This is a genomic window from Nitratireductor rhodophyticola, assembly GCF_019891355.1.
Lineage (GTDB): Bacteria > Pseudomonadota > Alphaproteobacteria > Rhizobiales > Rhizobiaceae > Nitratireductor > Nitratireductor rhodophyticola.
The window spans coordinates 118088-133426 of record NZ_JAHSSF010000004.1; the positions used below are offsets into that span (position 1 = coordinate 118088).

Genomic DNA, 15339 nt, shown 5'->3' on the forward strand with positions numbered 1-15339 from the left:
GGGCAGATTGTCGCGGGGAAAACACCGTGAATAAAGATGACTTAAAAAGTCTTGTTTTTCAAGGATGCTGCTTCAGCGATGGTTTCTGCACGATCTTCATCAATCAAAGCGGTGCGACTGCCTCGAAGGTGAAGATGGAAGCGCCCGGCTCCAAAGCGCTGTCGGTCCGATAGTCGGCATAGACACCAACCTCCGTGAAGCCGGCGGAGCGCAATGCCAGCTCGAACTCCAGGAGCCCCCAGAGCCGCAGGTGAAAAAGCTGGATCTCGCTGGCCACGAGACGGCCCTCGCGCCAATGCTCGTAACGCAGTTGCGAAAGCGTGGTCTGACGCTGGAAACAGGTCTCCACCCGGCTTTCGACCAGTGTGAGAAGGTCGTCCCCCGCCTGCCAGTGCCGTGCCGCGAGCGCGGTCTCGGCGAGGCATGCCAGCGCATCGAGATCGAGGATCAGCCGACCGCCAGGCTCAAGCGCACCGCGGAAACGCTCAAGCACCGCCAGCGCCTGCCCCGGTTCGGTGATCAGCTGGAAGGAACCCGCGGGAATGATGATGGCACCGAACCGCGTTTCATAGTTGAAACTCTCAAAGCGTGCGATGTCGACCGGTGACGGCAGGCCGCGCGCCTCACACTCGCTGCGACAGTAGGCCACCATCTCTTCGGAGGCATCGAAACCGCGTATATCGAACCCGGCCTCAAGAAGCGGGATGAGAACACGCCCATTGCCGGCGGCAGGCTCGAGCACCGGACCGGTGCAGCCCGCCAGGCGGTCACGATAGAACTCAATATCCCCGAAAGAGCGGCCTATGGGCTTGTCGAGATGATAAACCCACGAGGCCAGCGTGCCGTAAGCGTTTTCCATGGCGCCGTCTTTCCTGTCTGCCATTGCTGGCAGGCCAGTGCCACGAACCCCCGACGGCAGCAAGCGGGCCAGACCGGAACATCCAGCAGGCCAGCGCTCAGCATGCGCCTAGCCGGGCCAGAACGCTGCCGGGTATGGAAAGATCGGCAATGACGTCATCATGCCTGCGCAGGCCGCATAGCTCACGCTGGATGAAATAGCCGTGGACCGCATCGGCAGCAGCATAGAGGCGGCGTTCGACCTCCTGACTGTCGGCCGGATCCGCCGCCGCAAGACGCAAAAGCGCCTTCTCGACGCGGCGACCGGCATGACCGAGCGACGAAGCCTGCTCGGCCACGATCTCATGCTGCAGCACCGTGTCGCCGCTGAGAGGATGCGGTACTAGGCCGGTCACGGAACCGGGAAGTCTCAGCATGGCGGAACCCGTTTTCTGTCGCTCGACAATCAGAAGTCTAGCCCTGTATTGTGGCGCGCATCGAAGCCATCTTCAACGGCGGGGCACCAACGATGACGCTGATCGAACTTGGAACCTTCACACTGGTTGCCGCGCTGCTTGTCATGTCGCCGGGTCCAAACGGCGTGCTGATCGCCAAGACCGTGCCGACCTCGGGCAAGGCGGCGGGCTTCGCCAACATCGCCGGCTTCTTCGCAGCCTTCTACGTCCATGGCGCGCTGTCTATCCTCGGCATTTCGATCATTCTCGTGCAGTCGGCGCAGCTCTTCTTCGTCGTGAAAATGCTGGGTGCGGCCTATCTCTGCTATATCGGCCTGAAGGCGCTTTGGCAGGCCTGGCGCGGCTTTTCGGCACCGCTTGCCGTTTCGCCGGCGAAGCGCCGGCGCACGCTGGAGCGTGCCGCGCTCGAAGGTTTTCTCACCAATGCGCTCAACCCCAAGGTTTCGATGTTCTATCTTGCGGCGTTTCCGCAGTTCATCCCCGCCAATGCCGATGCCACGTTGTGGGCCTTCGCGCTGGTGGTGATCCACTCGCTCCTGAACATTTTGTGGTTCTCGTCGCTCGTGCTCCTGTTCTCAAGCTTCAAAACGCTCGGCAGCAGCGCCCGCATGCAACGCTGGCTGAAAGCGCTGACGGGCACGGTGTTCATCGGCTTCGGGCTGAAACTGGCGACCATGCGCCCATAATATCCCCTCAGGCCGCACCCACCTCGGCAAGTGGTGCGCGTTTCCTGACCAGCGTCAGCATGAGCCCGGCAAGAACGAGCGCTGCGGCCGCCATGCGCAGCGGGCCGAAGGTTTCGCCAAGAAACAGTGCGGACGAGCTCATACCGAAAATCGGCACGAGCAGGGAGAATGGCGCGATCCTTCCGGCACCGTAGGTTCCGATCAGCATTCCCCAGACAGCGAAGCCGAAGATCGTCGCGCCATAAGCGATGTAGAGAACCGCACCGACGCCTGCCCAGGAGACGCTGGACAGCGCGGCCATATCCGCCTCCCAGCCTTCTATCATGAGAGAAAGGGCAAACAGCGGGATCGGCGGGATGAGGCTCACATGGACCATCAGGCGAAACATGTCGACCTTGCCGGCCTGTTTCATCAGAAGGTTGGAAATCGCCCACATGAAGGCGGCAGCGATCGCCAGCGCCAGCCCCGTGATGGTTATGCTTCCATCCACGGTCAGCGCGATCAGCGCGATCCCGCAAAAGGCGACGAAAATACCAAGAAGCTGCATGCGCGTCGGTCGCTCGGCAAGCACGAACGCAGCAAGCATGATGGTGAAAAACGCCTGCGACTGAAGCACGAGCGAAGAAAGGCCGGCGGAAAGACCCACATGCATGCTCCAGAACAGGAGCGTGAACTTGACGATGCCCAGAACGACGGCAATGGCGATCACATAGCGCCAGGCGATCGCCGGCCTGGGCACGAAAAAGGCAAGCGGCAAGGCCGCCGCCGTGAACCGCAAGGCAGAGAAAAGAATCGGCGGAAAGTTGTCGATGCCGACCTTGATCACCACGAAATTGAACCCCCAGACGGCAGTCACGAGAAGCGCCAGCAGAATATGGGGCAATTTCATGCGGATGGTCCTCGGACGGGTAGAAGGGGATACCTCGCTAAAGACCCCACCCGTCCGGAACTTTCAAATCAAAAAGAACGCCCCTTATCCATCAGCGAAATTGATCGCCGTGCCGGCTTACGGCCATTTCACCTCGGGCGGCAGGCTGGAGAGGATGGAATTGACATTGCCGCCGGTCTTGAGGCCGAAGATCGTGCCCCGGTCGTAGAGCAGGTTGAACTCCACATAGCGACCACGCCGCACCAGTTGCTCCTCGCGGTCGGCCTCGGTCCAGTTTGTGTTGAAGTTCTTGCGCACCAGATGCGGATAGACGACCGCGAAGGCACGGCCCACATCCCGCGTGAAATCGAAATCGGCCTGCCAGCCGCCCTTTTCCTCCGGCGAGCGCAGCCAGTCGTAGAAGATGCCGCCGATGCCGCGTGGCTCCTGGCGGTGCGGCAGGTAAAAATACTCGTCGCACCAGGCCTTGTACTTTTCGTAGTCGACGATGGCCGCGTGACGATCGCAGACGAAACGCATGGCCCTGTGAAAGGCCTCCGTATCCGCGTCTTCCTGCGTGCGGCGACGGTCGAGGACCGGAGTCAGATCGGCGCCGCCTCCGAACCACTGACTGGTGGTGACAACCATGCGCGTGTTCATGTGGACGGCCGGCACATGCGGGTTCTGCGGGTGGGCGATCAGCGAAATGCCCGATGCCCAGAAGCTCGGATCGCGATCCGCGCCCGGTATCTGCTTGCGGAACTCCTGCGAAAACTCACCATGGACGGTGGACACGTGAATGCCGACTTTCTCAAAGACCCGGCCGTGCATGACAGACATGACGCCGCCGCCGCCCTCGCCGCCATCGCGCTTCCAGGGGGTGCGTTCGAAGCGGCCGGGCGTACGCGTTGAAAGCGGGCCTGTCAGCGCGTCTTCAAGGTCCTCGAAGGCTGCGCAAAGCCTGTCGCGCAGCTCCTCGAACCAGCTGCGCGCAGCCGCTTTCTTGTCTTCGATGTTGTCCGGCAGACCGGCGGGGAGTTCTGGTCGTTCCATCGTCTTTCCTCTGGCCCGATCCTACGCGACGGTGCGGCAGGCGGACAGTCCTACAAATGACTCGCAATTTTCAACCGCGTTGCCTAAGCTTCTTATCCATCGGGTCAAGGAGTTCTTTCGTGCGTGTGCCCGCAAAACCACCGCTGGAGGGGCTGAAACGCAGCCTCGACAAGCATCGCGCAAGGGCAAGCCGCCTGCCGCGCGATGGGTTTCTGCGGGAGAGTTTTGCCCTGCCCCGCGCACAGGCCCGCGAAAAGGCCCGCGAATGGCTGGAGCGCTGGCCCAAGCAAGCCTACTGGACGGAGATCGAAAGCTGGTGCGAACGCCCCGGCGATGTGATCGAATTCACCATGCGCCGATTACCGAGCGCCGACTGAGAAGCCTCCCCTCGGACACATCGCCCTCCAGGACCCTTCTCGACGCCACGCGGCACAGCTTGACTTAAAGTTCACTTGAACTTTTAGGCATCCCTTTCCCTGACAGAGGAAAGAGACGAGATGCCGCCCCACGACACTGACACCCGCACGCTGGATCACCGTGCGTCCACACGGGTGCATAAGGGACGATCCACACCACTGGTGGAGCATCGGAGCCCCCTAAAACCGGATTCCACGTTCCTGTTCGATGCGCTAGCGCAACTGCCGCAGCACCTCACCGGCGGCCATGGCCGCACTCATGGCGAGATTGAGACTGCGCGCGCCTTCCTGCATCGGGATAAGCAGGCGGGCGTCGGCGGCGTCATGGACGCAGGCCGGCGCACCGACCGATTCCCGTCCGAAAAGAAGAATGTCGCCATCGGCATAGGAAAAATCGGTGTAGTGCGTCTCAGCTCTGGTGGTGAAGAGAAGGAGACGGCGCCCTTCTCCCCGGCTCCAGCGCTCGAAGGCCTCCCACGAAGCGTGGCGCACAAGCGCGGCGCGCTCGAGATAGTCCATGCCGGCCCGCTTCAGGTTCCGGTCGGACAGGTCGAAACCCGCCGGCTCGATCAGGTCGACGGTGAAGCCGAGGCAGGCGGCAAGACGGAGTATGGCCCCGGTATTTCCGGGAATGTCTGGCTGGTAGAGCGCGATACGCATCTGGCTGTGTCTCTCGACATGGCTGGCTGTGGCTTTCCGGTTACACTTCCCGGTGGGAAAACGGAATGGCACGAAAGAGGGTGGCAAGCTGCTGCAACTGTGAGTATAAGCCCATCATTGTCAACGCGAACCGAAGGAGAAAAGCATGGATACGCTTCGACATTGCATGACTTGGCTCCACGCCTTTGGCCCGAAGGCCTGACGGCGGACTCGGTTCGGCACGCTTCCACTGATCTTTCAGGCAGCTACGCATCGCGGTCCGTCGGGATTACACCCCGCTTCTCAAGGACGTTCGCGATGCACAACCGCTTCCCCCGGCGGCCCTTCGGCCGCAACAACGACTTTGTCGTTCCGCAAATAGAACCAACCCGCCCGACCCTGCAGGATCGCAGGCTTGAGGCATGGGCGCTGACGATCGGCGCGACAACAATGCCCGATCAGGAGTCCCATCAACGGCGGCCACATCGCGGTCAGCTTCCAGACGTGGACATGAAACATGCCACGCCGGAGCGCCCCGCACTGTGGACGATGTTGCGGAAACTGTTCCAATGATGGAGCTTTCCGCCCACAAACATTCGTTACCCCCCGTCCCGCAGCACTGCGGGACGGGACAGAATGCGCATGTTCTTCTACAACCCTCAATGGTTGCCGCGCACACAGACGCTCTGGTCAAATCCGACCGCTGTCGTTATAAGGTGCGTCCCATCAACGAAAACCGCTGGAGGCGGCAATGGACATCAAGATGCTTACCTCCTTCGCCGGCCTGCGCCCGTGGACCACGGCGCCGTACCAGGCCTGACGGCGGGTTTCGTTCTTCAGCTTTTTCACGACAGGCAAAGCAGCAAACGAGCGAATCCGCCGACCGTTTCTTCCGGTTGACACAATGGATTTGCATCATGACTGCACGCTTTCCCAACGGGGGCATCACGCCCCGCACGACAAGTTTCGCCAAAGCCGACCCGGCCGCCTCCACGCTGCGGCGTGGAAATGACACCGCTCCTGCCACATCGCTTTCAGGAGCCTTCAAGGCCGCTCTCGGCAAGCCCGCGGATCCGCCGCATAATCAAGCCCTGAAAAAGGGCGGTGCCGGGCAACCACCTCTGTCGAGCGCCGGCCCCTTGAAGGGACCGGGGAAGACGCGAACGAACAGCCCCGCGGCATCCGTGCCGCGCAAGGGCCATCGATAGCCGAAAGGCACCGCTTTTCCGCCAGCCGCCGCCCGCGGAAAAGCAAATGCAAAACAGACAATTAACCCGCAAACGTGAATCAAGACATCACGTTTGCGGGAACAAGAATGAAAGACGCCTGAGACAATGTTTCAATGGTTCGAACGAAGACTTGAGCCTTTCCCCGCGGAGGAGCCGCAGGAACCGCCCCGCACGTTCTTCGCCTTCTGCCTGCATTTCACGAAGGGCGCATGGCCCTATGTGCTGCTGGGCACGTTTCTCGTGGCGGCCATCGCGCTCGCCGAGGTCTGGATGTTTGCCTTCCTGGGCGACATTGTCGACTGGCTGTCGGGGCGCGACCCGGCCACATTCCTGGACGAGGAAGGGCTGCGTCTTATCGGCATGGCAGGCTTCATCCTTCTGATCCTGCCGGGGCTGATCCTGCTTACCGGCCTCAACAACCACCAGATTCTGATGGGCAACTACCCCATGCGCGTCCGCTGGCAGGTGCATCGCTACCTGCTCAAGCAGTCGATGAACTTCTATCAGGACGAGTTCGCCGGCCGCATCGCCACCAAGCTGATGCAGACGGCGCTGGCGGTGCGCGAATGCGTGGTCAAGACCTTCGACGTCTTCAACTATGTTGTGATCTATTTCGTCGGAATCCTGTTTCTGACCGCCTCGGCCGACTGGCGCCTGTCACTCCCGATCCTCTTCTGGCTCGGTGGTTACATCGCCCTGATGGTCTACTTCATCCCGCGCCTTGGCAAGGTTGCCGAGAAGCAGGCAGACGCACGCTCGGTCATGACCGGGCGCGTGGTGGACAGCTACACCAACATCCAGACGGTGAAGCTGTTCTCCCACGCGCAGCGCGAGGCCGGCTATGCGCGCGACGGCATGAACGGTTTTCTCCAGACCGTCTACACCCAGTTCCGGTATGTCACGAGCCTTTACGGGCTTCTCTATTTCCTGAACTCGGCCTGCCTTGTGGGCGTGGGCTATCTGTCGATCACTCTCTGGATTGCCGGGGAAATTTCCGTTGGCGCGGTCGCGGTCGCCATTGGCCTCGTTCTGCGTCTCTGGAACATGTCGCAGTGGATCATGTGGGAGCTGACGGCACTGTTCGAGAATGTCGGCACCGTGCAGGACGGCATCAGTTCGATCTCGCTGCCGAGGCTGGTCGAAGACAGGCCCGGCGCAAAAGCGCTTGCCGTACCCGAAGGCCGGATCGAGTTCGACGCAATCGGCTTTCACTACGGCAAGAAAGGCGGTGTGATCGAGGATCTGTCACTGACCATCAAACCCGGCGAAAAGGTCGGGCTGGTCGGACGCTCGGGCGCCGGCAAGTCAACACTGGTCAACTTGCTCTTGCGTTTCTACGACCTGGAGCGTGGCCGCATCGTGATTGACGGGCAGGACATTGCCGGGGTCACGCAGGACACGCTGCGTGCCGAGATCGGCATGGTCACGCAGGACACCTCCCTGCTTCACCGCTCGGTGCGCGACAACATCCTCTATGGTCGCCCCGATGCAACCGAGGAGATGATGCTGGAAGCAGCCAGGCGCGCGGAGGCGATGGGCTTCATCGGCGGGCTGAGCGACCCGAAGGGCCGCAGGGGCTTCGATGCCCATGTGGGCGAGCGGGGCGTAAAACTCTCCGGTGGCCAGCGCCAACGCATTGCCATCGCGCGCGTCATGCTGAAGGATGCACCGATCCTCATTCTCGACGAGGCGACCTCGGCGCTCGATTCGGAAGTCGAGGCGGCGATCCAGGAGAACCTCTATCGCCTGATGGAGGGCAAGACGGTGATCGCCATCGCTCACCGGCTCTCCACCATCGCCGCCATGGACCGCCTCGTGGTGATGGACAGAGGCCGGATCGTCGAGGAAGGCACGCATGACGAGCTGGTGGCCGCCGGCGGGCTTTATGCGGGCCTCTGGCAGCGCCAGTCCGGCGGGTTCCTCGATCTGGAAGTGAGTGAGGCAGCAGAATGAACGAAGACGAGAAAAGCACAGAACCGCCCAGATCGGAGAGCCTCTGGCGCAGTGTCGAAGGGGTCATCGACCCCTTCGGCGACACCGGGCGCTCCGTGCTGCCGGTCAAGGCGCATGAGTTCATCCTGTTCTTCGCCCGACAGGCCAAATGGCCCTTTATCCTTCTTCTGATTGCCGGCGGCCTGATGGGCGCCGTCGATGCGGGGCTCTACTGGGCGCTCGGCTGGCTGATCGATCTTCTGGATTCTTCCTCGCCGCAGACGCTGATCGCCGAACACTGGGAAAAACTCGCGGCCTTTCTCGTGCTGCTCCTGGTGATCCGCGCGGTGGTGATCATCGGCAACACGATCCTCGAAGAGCAGGTCATCGCGCCGGCCTTCTATCAGCGTGTGCGCTGGCAGGCGTTTCGCCGCGTCATCGAACAGCCCTACGAATTCTATCAGAATGACTTTGCAGGCCGCATCGCCACCAAGATTCTCCAGGGCGGCGAGGCGACCGGCGATTTCATCATCAACGTTCTGCAGACGATGTGGAGCTTCCTCACCTTCGTGGTGCTGGCCGCTTCCATCCTCACTGTGCTCGACCCTTTCATGGGGCTGGTGGTCCTGCTGTGGCTGGTGGCCTATGTGGCGATTGCCCGCTACCTGCTGCCTCCGCTGCGGCGGGCAGGCCGCCGCACGGCGGACCAGCGTTCGATCCTCAATGGGCGCATGGTGGACGCTTTTACAAACATTCTGGCGGTCAAGCTGTTCGACAGCGGGCAGCGCGAGCACTCCTATGTGCGCGAGGGCATGGCGCATTTCCTGAGCGCCGTGCAGACACTGACGCGCGCCATCACCCGTGTGCGCGTGACGGTTGCCATCGTCAACGGCTTCATGATGGCGGCGATCTTCGTTCTTGCCGTCTCCCGCTGGCTGGACAGCGCCATCACCACCGGTGAGATCGCGGCCGCGATGGGCCTTGTCTTCCGTCTCAACCAGATGTCGGGCTGGATGATGTTCAACATCAACGGACTGATCCGCAATTACGCGACCGTGCAGGATTCCACCACGGTGGTTTCGGTCGAGCCGGCAATCCGCGATGCGGAGGACGCGCTGGAAATGGAGCGTGCAAAAGGCGATATCCGTTTCGACAACGTCACGTTCAATTACGGCAAGGAAAGCGGCATCATCGAGGGGCTTGACCTGCACATCAAGCCGGGCGAGCGGGTGGCGCTGGTCGGCCCCTCGGGCGCCGGCAAGACCACGATCGTGAACCTGATGCTGCGGCTCTTCGAGGCCGAACATGGAAAAATCCTGCTCGACGGGCAGGACATCACGCAGCTGACACAGGCCTCGCTGCGTGCCCAGTTCGGCGTGGTGAGCCAGGAACCGATGCTCATGCATCGCTCGATCCGCGACAACATCGCCTATGGCCGGGGCAAGGCCACCGACGAGGAGATTGTCGCCGCGGCAAAGCGCGCCTCGGCCCATGAGTTCATCCTCGATGTGTCGGACCCGAAGGGCCGCACCGGCTATGACGCGGTGGTGGGCGAACGGGGCGTCAAGCTCTCCGGCGGCCAGCGCCAGCGCATCGCCATCGCCCGCATGATGCTGAAGAACGCGCCGATCCTCATTCTCGACGAGGCAACCTCGGCGCTCGATTCGGAGATCGAAGCGGTGATCCAGGAAAACCTCGAGCGGCTGATGGAGAACAAGACGGTGATCGCCGTAGCGCATCGTCTTTCCACCATCGCCGCGCTCGACCGGATCATCGTGCTGGACCAGGGTCGCATTGTGGAGGAAGGCTCCCATGAGGCGTTGGTGGAACGTGACGGGCTTTACGCCCAGCTCTGGAAGCGCCAGTCCGGCGGCTTTCTCGGCGGGCGGATGGCGGCGGAGTAGCCATTCCGGCAAGTGCAGGCGGCGGCGCGTAGAGCGTGGCCGCCTCTCCTTTCGCCATCCGGTCGAGATTGCGCATAGGCAGATCGGCCAGTTCCCGCATCGACATGGCACGAAGCGCCGGATGGGCCAGCGGATCGTCCTGCCATTCAGCTTCCTCCAGCGCTGTTCGGGCCTGCCGGTAGCGGACGCTGAAAGCCTGAAATTTTATCCAGAAAAACTGTATCATTGCATTCCCTTTTGCGAGGAATGGAGTTTTCGGCAGGCAAAATCACGCTATTTCCGTACCTTTTCAATGGAGATTGCCTGCGGGATGTTTTAGAAAAACTATATGAAACATCTACCGAGGGTTCATCTGAACGGACTGCGCGCCGTGGAAGCGGTCGGGCGATGCGGCTCCCTGAGTGCCGCGGCTGAGGAGCTGGGCGTTTCGGTCGGAGCCGTAAGCCAGCAGGTCATCAAGACCGAGGCGCAGCTTGGCGCGGCGATCTTTGAACGGACGGGCCGCGGCATCCGTCCGACGACGCTCGGCCGGCAGTTCATCGAGCGGCTTGGCATCGGCTTTCAGACGCTCGACACGGCGGTCGCGATGACGCGGCATGACACGGATTCGGTCCTGACGATTTCTGTGGCGCCGGTTTTCGCCTCCAAATGGCTGGTGCCGCGGCTCACGCGCTACACCAGGGCGCATCCGGAGACCAAGCTGCGGCTTGAAGCGGCCATCGACCTGGCCCACCCCGACAGCACGGACATCGACCTCGCAATCCGCGTCGGAGAGGGAAACTGGCCGGGGGTGAAGGTGGAACACCTGCTGCCGCAGGAGGTGTTTCCCGTCTGCGCGCCCTCGATTGCCAAAGCGCTCGAAACGCCGGAAGACGTTCTCACCGCACCGATCATCCGCGACGCCAATTCCAACATCGAATGGGATGTGTGGCTGAAACCGCTTGGCCTTGACGAACGGGACCTGGCGGAAGGCGATACGTTCACCGATGCCGCGCTATGCCTCGATGCGGCGATTGCCGGCCAGGGCGTGATGCTCGCCTGGCACACGCTCGCCCATGATGCGCTCCGCGCCGGACAGCTTGTCGCCCCGTTCCGCGAGCGGGCGACAACACGCTTCAGCTACTGGCTGATCACCTCGCAGAACCGGCCGGAGCCTGCCAGAGTGCGGGACTTCAAGGTCTGGCTGCGAGACGAAATCGCGCAAATGCTGCCGGAATAACGGTTGTCCTTACGGTAACGCCTGCACGACAGGATCACGATTTTTGTCACCGGCAACCTCTCGCCCCATTCCGTGTTATAGTCTATGGCACGCATAAACTGAGAACAGGAGGACAGTCTCATGAAGGAATTTCATTGCGGCTCGCTCGTTCCAGGCTGCGAGTGGCACACACGCCACGAGGAGGAGGCGGAAGTCATCCGTCGGGCAGCCGAGCATATGCGCGAGGCCCACGGTGAAACCGTGATCCGCGAAAGCATGGTGGAGGCCATACGCTCGCGCATCGCTGAATCCCGCAACGCGGCCTGACCATGCGTATCCCGCCGGCGATCTCAGCCGGCGGACGAGATTATTGCCGCGGCGCGCTCCAGCAGCGCGTCGCGTTTCAACGAGAAATCCGAGGCGATCCACTCCTCTTCCAGCCGGGCGAGCACCTCCCCGACCGTCTTTCCCTTTTCCAGACCGAGCTTTGCGAGATCGTTTCCGTTGACCGGGAATGAGGGCTTTTTCCATGCTTCGGCGAGCTTCATGAGACGGGTGTAGCCGGCAGCCTCCATCAGCGCCCTGTCATCCCCGGATGCACGCGCGCGGGCGCTGACAAGAGCCAGCTTCAGACGCCATGAAAGACCTTTTGCATCAGCCCTGTAGGCAAGTTTCCTGAATCCGCTTTCACTCACGTCCGCCGCCGGAAGCGGCGCGCCCGCCCAGCCCTCGAATGCGGCTCTTTCGGCGTTTGAGAGGCGCAGGCGTCTGCCGAGTTCCGCGATGCGGGGCTCGTGGGGCGGAATGATCGCGGCCAGCCGCAGAAGCGGGTCCGGCTGCCAGCCGAATGCCTGCTCGGCCTCGATCAGCGGGCCAATCGTGTCGATACCCCATTTTTCCGATTCCGGCAGGATTTTCGTCAGCACACCGGTCTGGCGCATCCACAGGAGCGCGCGTGAGGGGTCGGGCGCGGACAGGAGCTTCTTCAGTTCGGCCCAGACGCGCTCGGCAGACAGGCGCTCCAGCCCGTCACGGTGACGCGCACAGGCCTTCAATCCCGCGGCATCGGGACGGCCCTGGCCATACCAGGCAAAGAAGCGGAAAAACCGCAGGATGCGCAGATAATCCTCGGTGATGCGCGTATCGGCATCGCCGATGAAGCGGAGTGTGCGGTTTTCCAGATCCGGCAAACCGCCAACCAGATCGACAATTTCGCCATCGGCGCGGGCGTAAAGCGCATTGATCGTGAAATCGCGCCGCTCCGCATCGCTGCGCCAGTCGCGTCCGAAGGTGACGCTGGCGTGGCGGCCATCAGTTTCCACATCGGCCCGCAGTGTCGTCACCTCCCAAGCGCGACCGTCGGCGATCACCGTGACGGTGCCATGATCGATGCCGGTGGGCGCGGTACGGAAGCCGGCACTGCGCGCGCGGCGCACGGTCTCACCCGGCTCCGTGGTGGTGGCGATGTCGATGTCGGTCACGGTCTGGCCAAGCAGCGTGTTGCGGACCGCGCCGCCGACGATGCGCGCTTCCTCGCCATCGGTGGAAAGAGCGGCAAGCAGCGTCTGGAGCTTTTCGTCGGCCAGCCATTTCGAATCTGAAATCAACCGCTTGTCCATCAAGCATAAAGTCTTTCATAAAGAGTGCGAATGATGCCCGCCGTGACGCCCCAGATGAAACGCTCGCCGAATGGCATTGTGTAATAGAACCGCTCCTTCTCCTGCCACAGACGGCTCTCGCGCCGGTGGTTGGCGGGATCCATCAGGAAAGCGAGCGGCACTTCGAAGGCGGCATCCACCTCATCCGGGTTGATGTGCAAATCAAAGCCCGGCTGCACGATGCCCAGCACCGGCGCGATGCGGTATCCGCTGCCGGTGGAGTAATCAGGCATGCGGCCGACCACATCGACTGCACCCGGGAGAAGACCGATCTCCTCGTCCGCCTCGCGCAGCGCCGCCGCCTCTGGCGAAGCATCCTCGGGATCGATACGCCCGCCGGGGAAGGCAATCTGGCCGGAGTGACTGCGCAGCGCCTGCGTGCGCTGGGTCAGGATAACCGACGCACCGCCAGCGTGGTCAACAACCGGGATGAGCACCGCCGCATCCCGCAGACCCGGGCGCACGATCATCTCGCGCAGGTCGGGGTTCAGGCTGTGATCGCCATAATCCTGCGCCCCCGCAGGCCCCTGCTGACGCGCGGCGCGACGGCGAAACTCCTCGGCCGAAAACAGGGTTTTGGGCGGGCTTGTCATAGTCATTGCGACAGCCTGTGCAGTTCGGCAACGGGCATCACGGGGAAAACGGAGCCGCGCGAGCGAATGGCGAACATCGCCTGCCCGTCGATCTCGATCTCTTCACCTGCTTCCACCAGATCATACATGACGGACCGCGCCACCAGCGCCTCGAGACGCCCGCGCACATGCAGATAGGGTTTCAGTCCGCCGGTTTCCGGCTGATCCACGAAGCGCAGTTCATGCTCGGGCCCGGCTTCGACCACATCACCCACATTGGTGCGGAAAGTCAGCGCCTGGTGGTCGCCCTCCCCGGTCACAACCATCTCGACGGCAAGAAATGGAGCATCCTCGACGCGAATGCCGACTTTTTCCACCGGAGTTACGAGATAGGTTTTGCCGTCCTCATCCTTGCGCAGAACGGAGGAGAAAAGCTGCACCAGTGCCGGGCGGCCTATGGGTGTCCCCATGTAAAACCAGGTGCCATCCGCCCTGATCTCCATGTCGAGATCGCCACAAAAGGCGGGGTTCCAGCGCTCCACGGGGGGCACGCCCTTGCCGGCGCGGGCAGCGCGGGCGATCAACGCCTCGAGACTGACAGCGTCTCCGGCCGATGCGAGACTTGATGTGCTCATGCTCTTTTCATTGTCCATGGTCACGAAATAGTCACTGTTGTTTCGCTTGTCAGCCTTGTTCAGTGTTTTAAATTTGCCAAAGGGACGTGACGGCACGAATCGCTTCATGCACGTGCCGCGTGATCCGTTACCGGCCCCGGAACGCTCCCCGAACGCTCCCGGGCCACATCGGGGCCACCCTGCGGGGCTTCAACAAGGATCGAGACGGCATGAGCATTGTTTCCAAAAACCAGATGCCGGGCGAGAAACCCCTGAGCGACAAGGAGATGATCGCTGCGGCGGAGCGCGCGCTGGCCGACATCGCAAAAGTGCGAGAGGGCGTCGGCAGGGTCATTTTCGGTCAGGAAGCAGTGGTGGAACGCACGCTTGTGGCCATCCTCGCCGGCGGCCATGCACTGCTCGTCGGGGTGCCGGGGCTCGCCAAGACCAAGCTGGTGGAAACGCTGGGCGTGGTTCTCGGCCTCGACGCACGGCGCATCCAGTTCACGCCGGATCTGATGCCCTCGGACATTCTGGGTTCGGAAGTGATGGAGCAGGATGAGAAGGGCAAACGCTCCTTCCGCTTCCTGCCCGGCCCGATCTTCTCGCAGCTTCTGATGGCCGACGAGATCAACCGCGCCAGCCCGCGCACGCAGTCGGCGCTCTTGCAGTCGATGCAGGAGTATCACGTGACCGTGGCCGGCCACCGGCATGACCTGCCCTCGCCCTTCCATGTGCTCGCAACGCAGAACCCGCTGGAGCAGGAAGGCACCTACCCCCTGCCGGAAGCCCAGCTCGACCGTTTCCTGATGCAGGTGGACATACTCTATCCCGAGATCGAGGCCGAACGGCGCATCCTTCTGGAGACAACGGGCGTGGATGAGGCCGAGGCGGAAAACACGCTCTCGCCGGAACGGCTGAAGGAAATCCAGATGCTGATCCGCCGCATGCCAGTGCCCGAAAGCGTGGTCGATGCGATTCTTCAACTGGTACGCACGGCGAGACCCGGCGTCGGCAACCCCGACACCGACCGCCACGTGGCATGGGGCCCCGGCCCGCGCGCCAGCCAGGCACTAACGCTGTGCGCCCGTGCCCGCGCGCTCTATGATGGGCGGCTGGCACCCTCGGTGGACGATGTGCGGGCACTGGCAGAGCCCGTACTCCAGCATCGCATGGCGCTGACATTCGCAGCGCGCGCGGAGGGCATGACGGTGCGCGATGTGATCCGGCGTCTCGTAAAAGCGCTCGACTGATGGG

At 62.4% G+C, this 15339-nt stretch carries 17 protein-coding genes; 9 read left to right on the plus strand and 8 right to left on the minus strand.

The annotated features are described in order from the left end of the window. Window positions 1-103: 103 nt before the first annotated feature. Window positions 104-883 (minus strand): class I SAM-dependent methyltransferase, encoded by a 780-nt coding sequence (locus KUG85_RS16005; protein ID WP_223006002.1) that lies wholly within the window; start codon window positions 881-883, stop codon window positions 104-106. A gap of 73 nt (window positions 884-956) precedes the next feature. Continuing rightward, window positions 957-1274 (minus strand): DUF6665 family protein, encoded by a 318-nt coding sequence (locus tag KUG85_RS16010; RefSeq protein WP_223006003.1) that lies wholly within the window; start codon window positions 1272-1274, stop codon window positions 957-959. Window positions 1275-1366: 92 nt separating this feature from the next. On the opposite strand from KUG85_RS16010, the gene KUG85_RS16015 reads away from it, so the two are divergent. Next, entirely contained in the window at window positions 1367-1999 is a 633-nt protein-coding gene (locus KUG85_RS16015; RefSeq protein ID WP_223006359.1) for a LysE family translocator, read from the plus strand. 7 nt (window positions 2000-2006) lie between these two features. Here KUG85_RS16015 and KUG85_RS16020 read toward each other — a convergent pair whose 3' ends face one another. Beyond that, entirely contained in the window at window positions 2007-2888 is an 882-nt protein-coding gene (locus tag KUG85_RS16020) for an EamA family transporter (protein ID WP_223006005.1), read from the minus strand. 117 nt (window positions 2889-3005) lie between these two features. Further along, complete coding sequence (gene hemF, locus KUG85_RS16025; protein WP_007008756.1) at window positions 3006-3920, minus strand: oxygen-dependent coproporphyrinogen oxidase; 915 nt, start codon at window positions 3918-3920, stop codon at window positions 3006-3008. A 119-nt stretch (window positions 3921-4039) separates the two neighbouring features. On the opposite strand from hemF, the gene KUG85_RS16030 reads away from it, so the two are divergent. Continuing rightward, the gene (locus KUG85_RS16030; protein WP_007008755.1) at window positions 4040-4297 is read left to right on the plus strand and encodes a hypothetical protein; all 258 of its coding nucleotides are present in this window, start codon (window positions 4040-4042) and stop codon (window positions 4295-4297) included. Between the two features lie 252 nt (window positions 4298-4549). Here the strand turns inward: KUG85_RS16030 and KUG85_RS16035 are convergent, their stop codons facing one another. Then, window positions 4550-4996: a tRNA (cytidine(34)-2'-O)-methyltransferase gene (locus tag KUG85_RS16035; RefSeq protein ID WP_223006007.1), complete on the minus strand. Its 447-nt coding sequence runs from the start codon at window positions 4994-4996 to the stop codon at window positions 4550-4552. 297 nt (window positions 4997-5293) lie between these two features. Here KUG85_RS16035 and KUG85_RS16040 point away from each other — a divergent pair, with 297 nt between their 5' ends. From KUG85_RS16040 to KUG85_RS16065, 6 genes are all read left to right on the plus strand, one after another. Beyond that, complete coding sequence (locus KUG85_RS16040) at window positions 5294-5548, plus strand: hypothetical protein (protein ID WP_007008753.1); 255 nt, start codon at window positions 5294-5296, stop codon at window positions 5546-5548. 761 nt (window positions 5549-6309) lie between these two features. After that, window positions 6310-8157, plus strand: coding sequence for an ABC transporter ATP-binding protein (locus KUG85_RS16045; protein ID WP_223006009.1), 1848 nt, complete (start codon window positions 6310-6312; stop codon window positions 8155-8157). After that, window positions 8154-10040 carry an ABC transporter ATP-binding protein gene (locus KUG85_RS16050; protein ID WP_007008751.1) on the plus strand — a complete coding sequence of 629 codons (1887 nt, stop codon included), beginning with the start codon at window positions 8154-8156 and terminating at the stop codon, window positions 10038-10040. Before KUG85_RS16045 ends, KUG85_RS16050 begins: the two co-directional genes overlap by 4 nt. A gap of 121 nt (window positions 10041-10161) precedes the next feature. Further along, a complete protein-coding gene (locus tag KUG85_RS16055) occupies window positions 10162-10359 on the plus strand; it encodes a hypothetical protein (RefSeq protein ID WP_223006011.1) in 198 nt (65 codons plus the stop codon). A 9-nt stretch (window positions 10360-10368) separates the two neighbouring features. Next, complete coding sequence (locus tag KUG85_RS16060) at window positions 10369-11259, plus strand: LysR substrate-binding domain-containing protein (RefSeq protein ID WP_223006012.1); 891 nt, start codon at window positions 10369-10371, stop codon at window positions 11257-11259. A gap of 120 nt (window positions 11260-11379) precedes the next feature. Then, window positions 11380-11565, plus strand: a complete 186-nt coding sequence (locus KUG85_RS16065; protein WP_007008748.1) for a DUF1059 domain-containing protein — start codon at window positions 11380-11382, stop codon at window positions 11563-11565. A gap of 23 nt (window positions 11566-11588) precedes the next feature. On the opposite strand, the gene KUG85_RS16070 is transcribed toward KUG85_RS16065, so the two are convergent. Genes KUG85_RS16070 through KUG85_RS16080 form a run of 3 tightly spaced genes read right to left on the minus strand, consistent with a single transcriptional unit; the run spans window position 11589 to window position 14103 of the window. After that, a complete protein-coding gene (locus KUG85_RS16070) occupies window positions 11589-12857 on the minus strand; it encodes a CCA tRNA nucleotidyltransferase (protein ID WP_223006014.1) in 1269 nt (422 codons plus the stop codon). After that, on the minus strand, window positions 12857-13495 hold the full coding sequence (locus KUG85_RS16075) for a CoA pyrophosphatase (protein ID WP_007008746.1): 639 nt from the start codon (window positions 13493-13495) through the stop codon (window positions 12857-12859). The genes KUG85_RS16070 and KUG85_RS16075 overlap by 1 nt, the downstream gene beginning before the upstream one ends. Further along, entirely contained in the window at window positions 13492-14103 is a 612-nt protein-coding gene (locus KUG85_RS16080; RefSeq protein ID WP_223006016.1) for a DUF1285 domain-containing protein, read from the minus strand. The genes KUG85_RS16075 and KUG85_RS16080 overlap by 4 nt, the downstream gene beginning before the upstream one ends. Window positions 14104-14312: 209 nt before the next feature. On the opposite strand from KUG85_RS16080, the gene KUG85_RS16085 reads away from it, so the two are divergent. Further along, on the plus strand, window positions 14313-15335 hold the full coding sequence (locus KUG85_RS16085; RefSeq protein WP_090327334.1) for an AAA family ATPase: 1023 nt from the start codon (window positions 14313-14315) through the stop codon (window positions 15333-15335). Window positions 15336-15339: the final 4 nt, after the last annotated feature.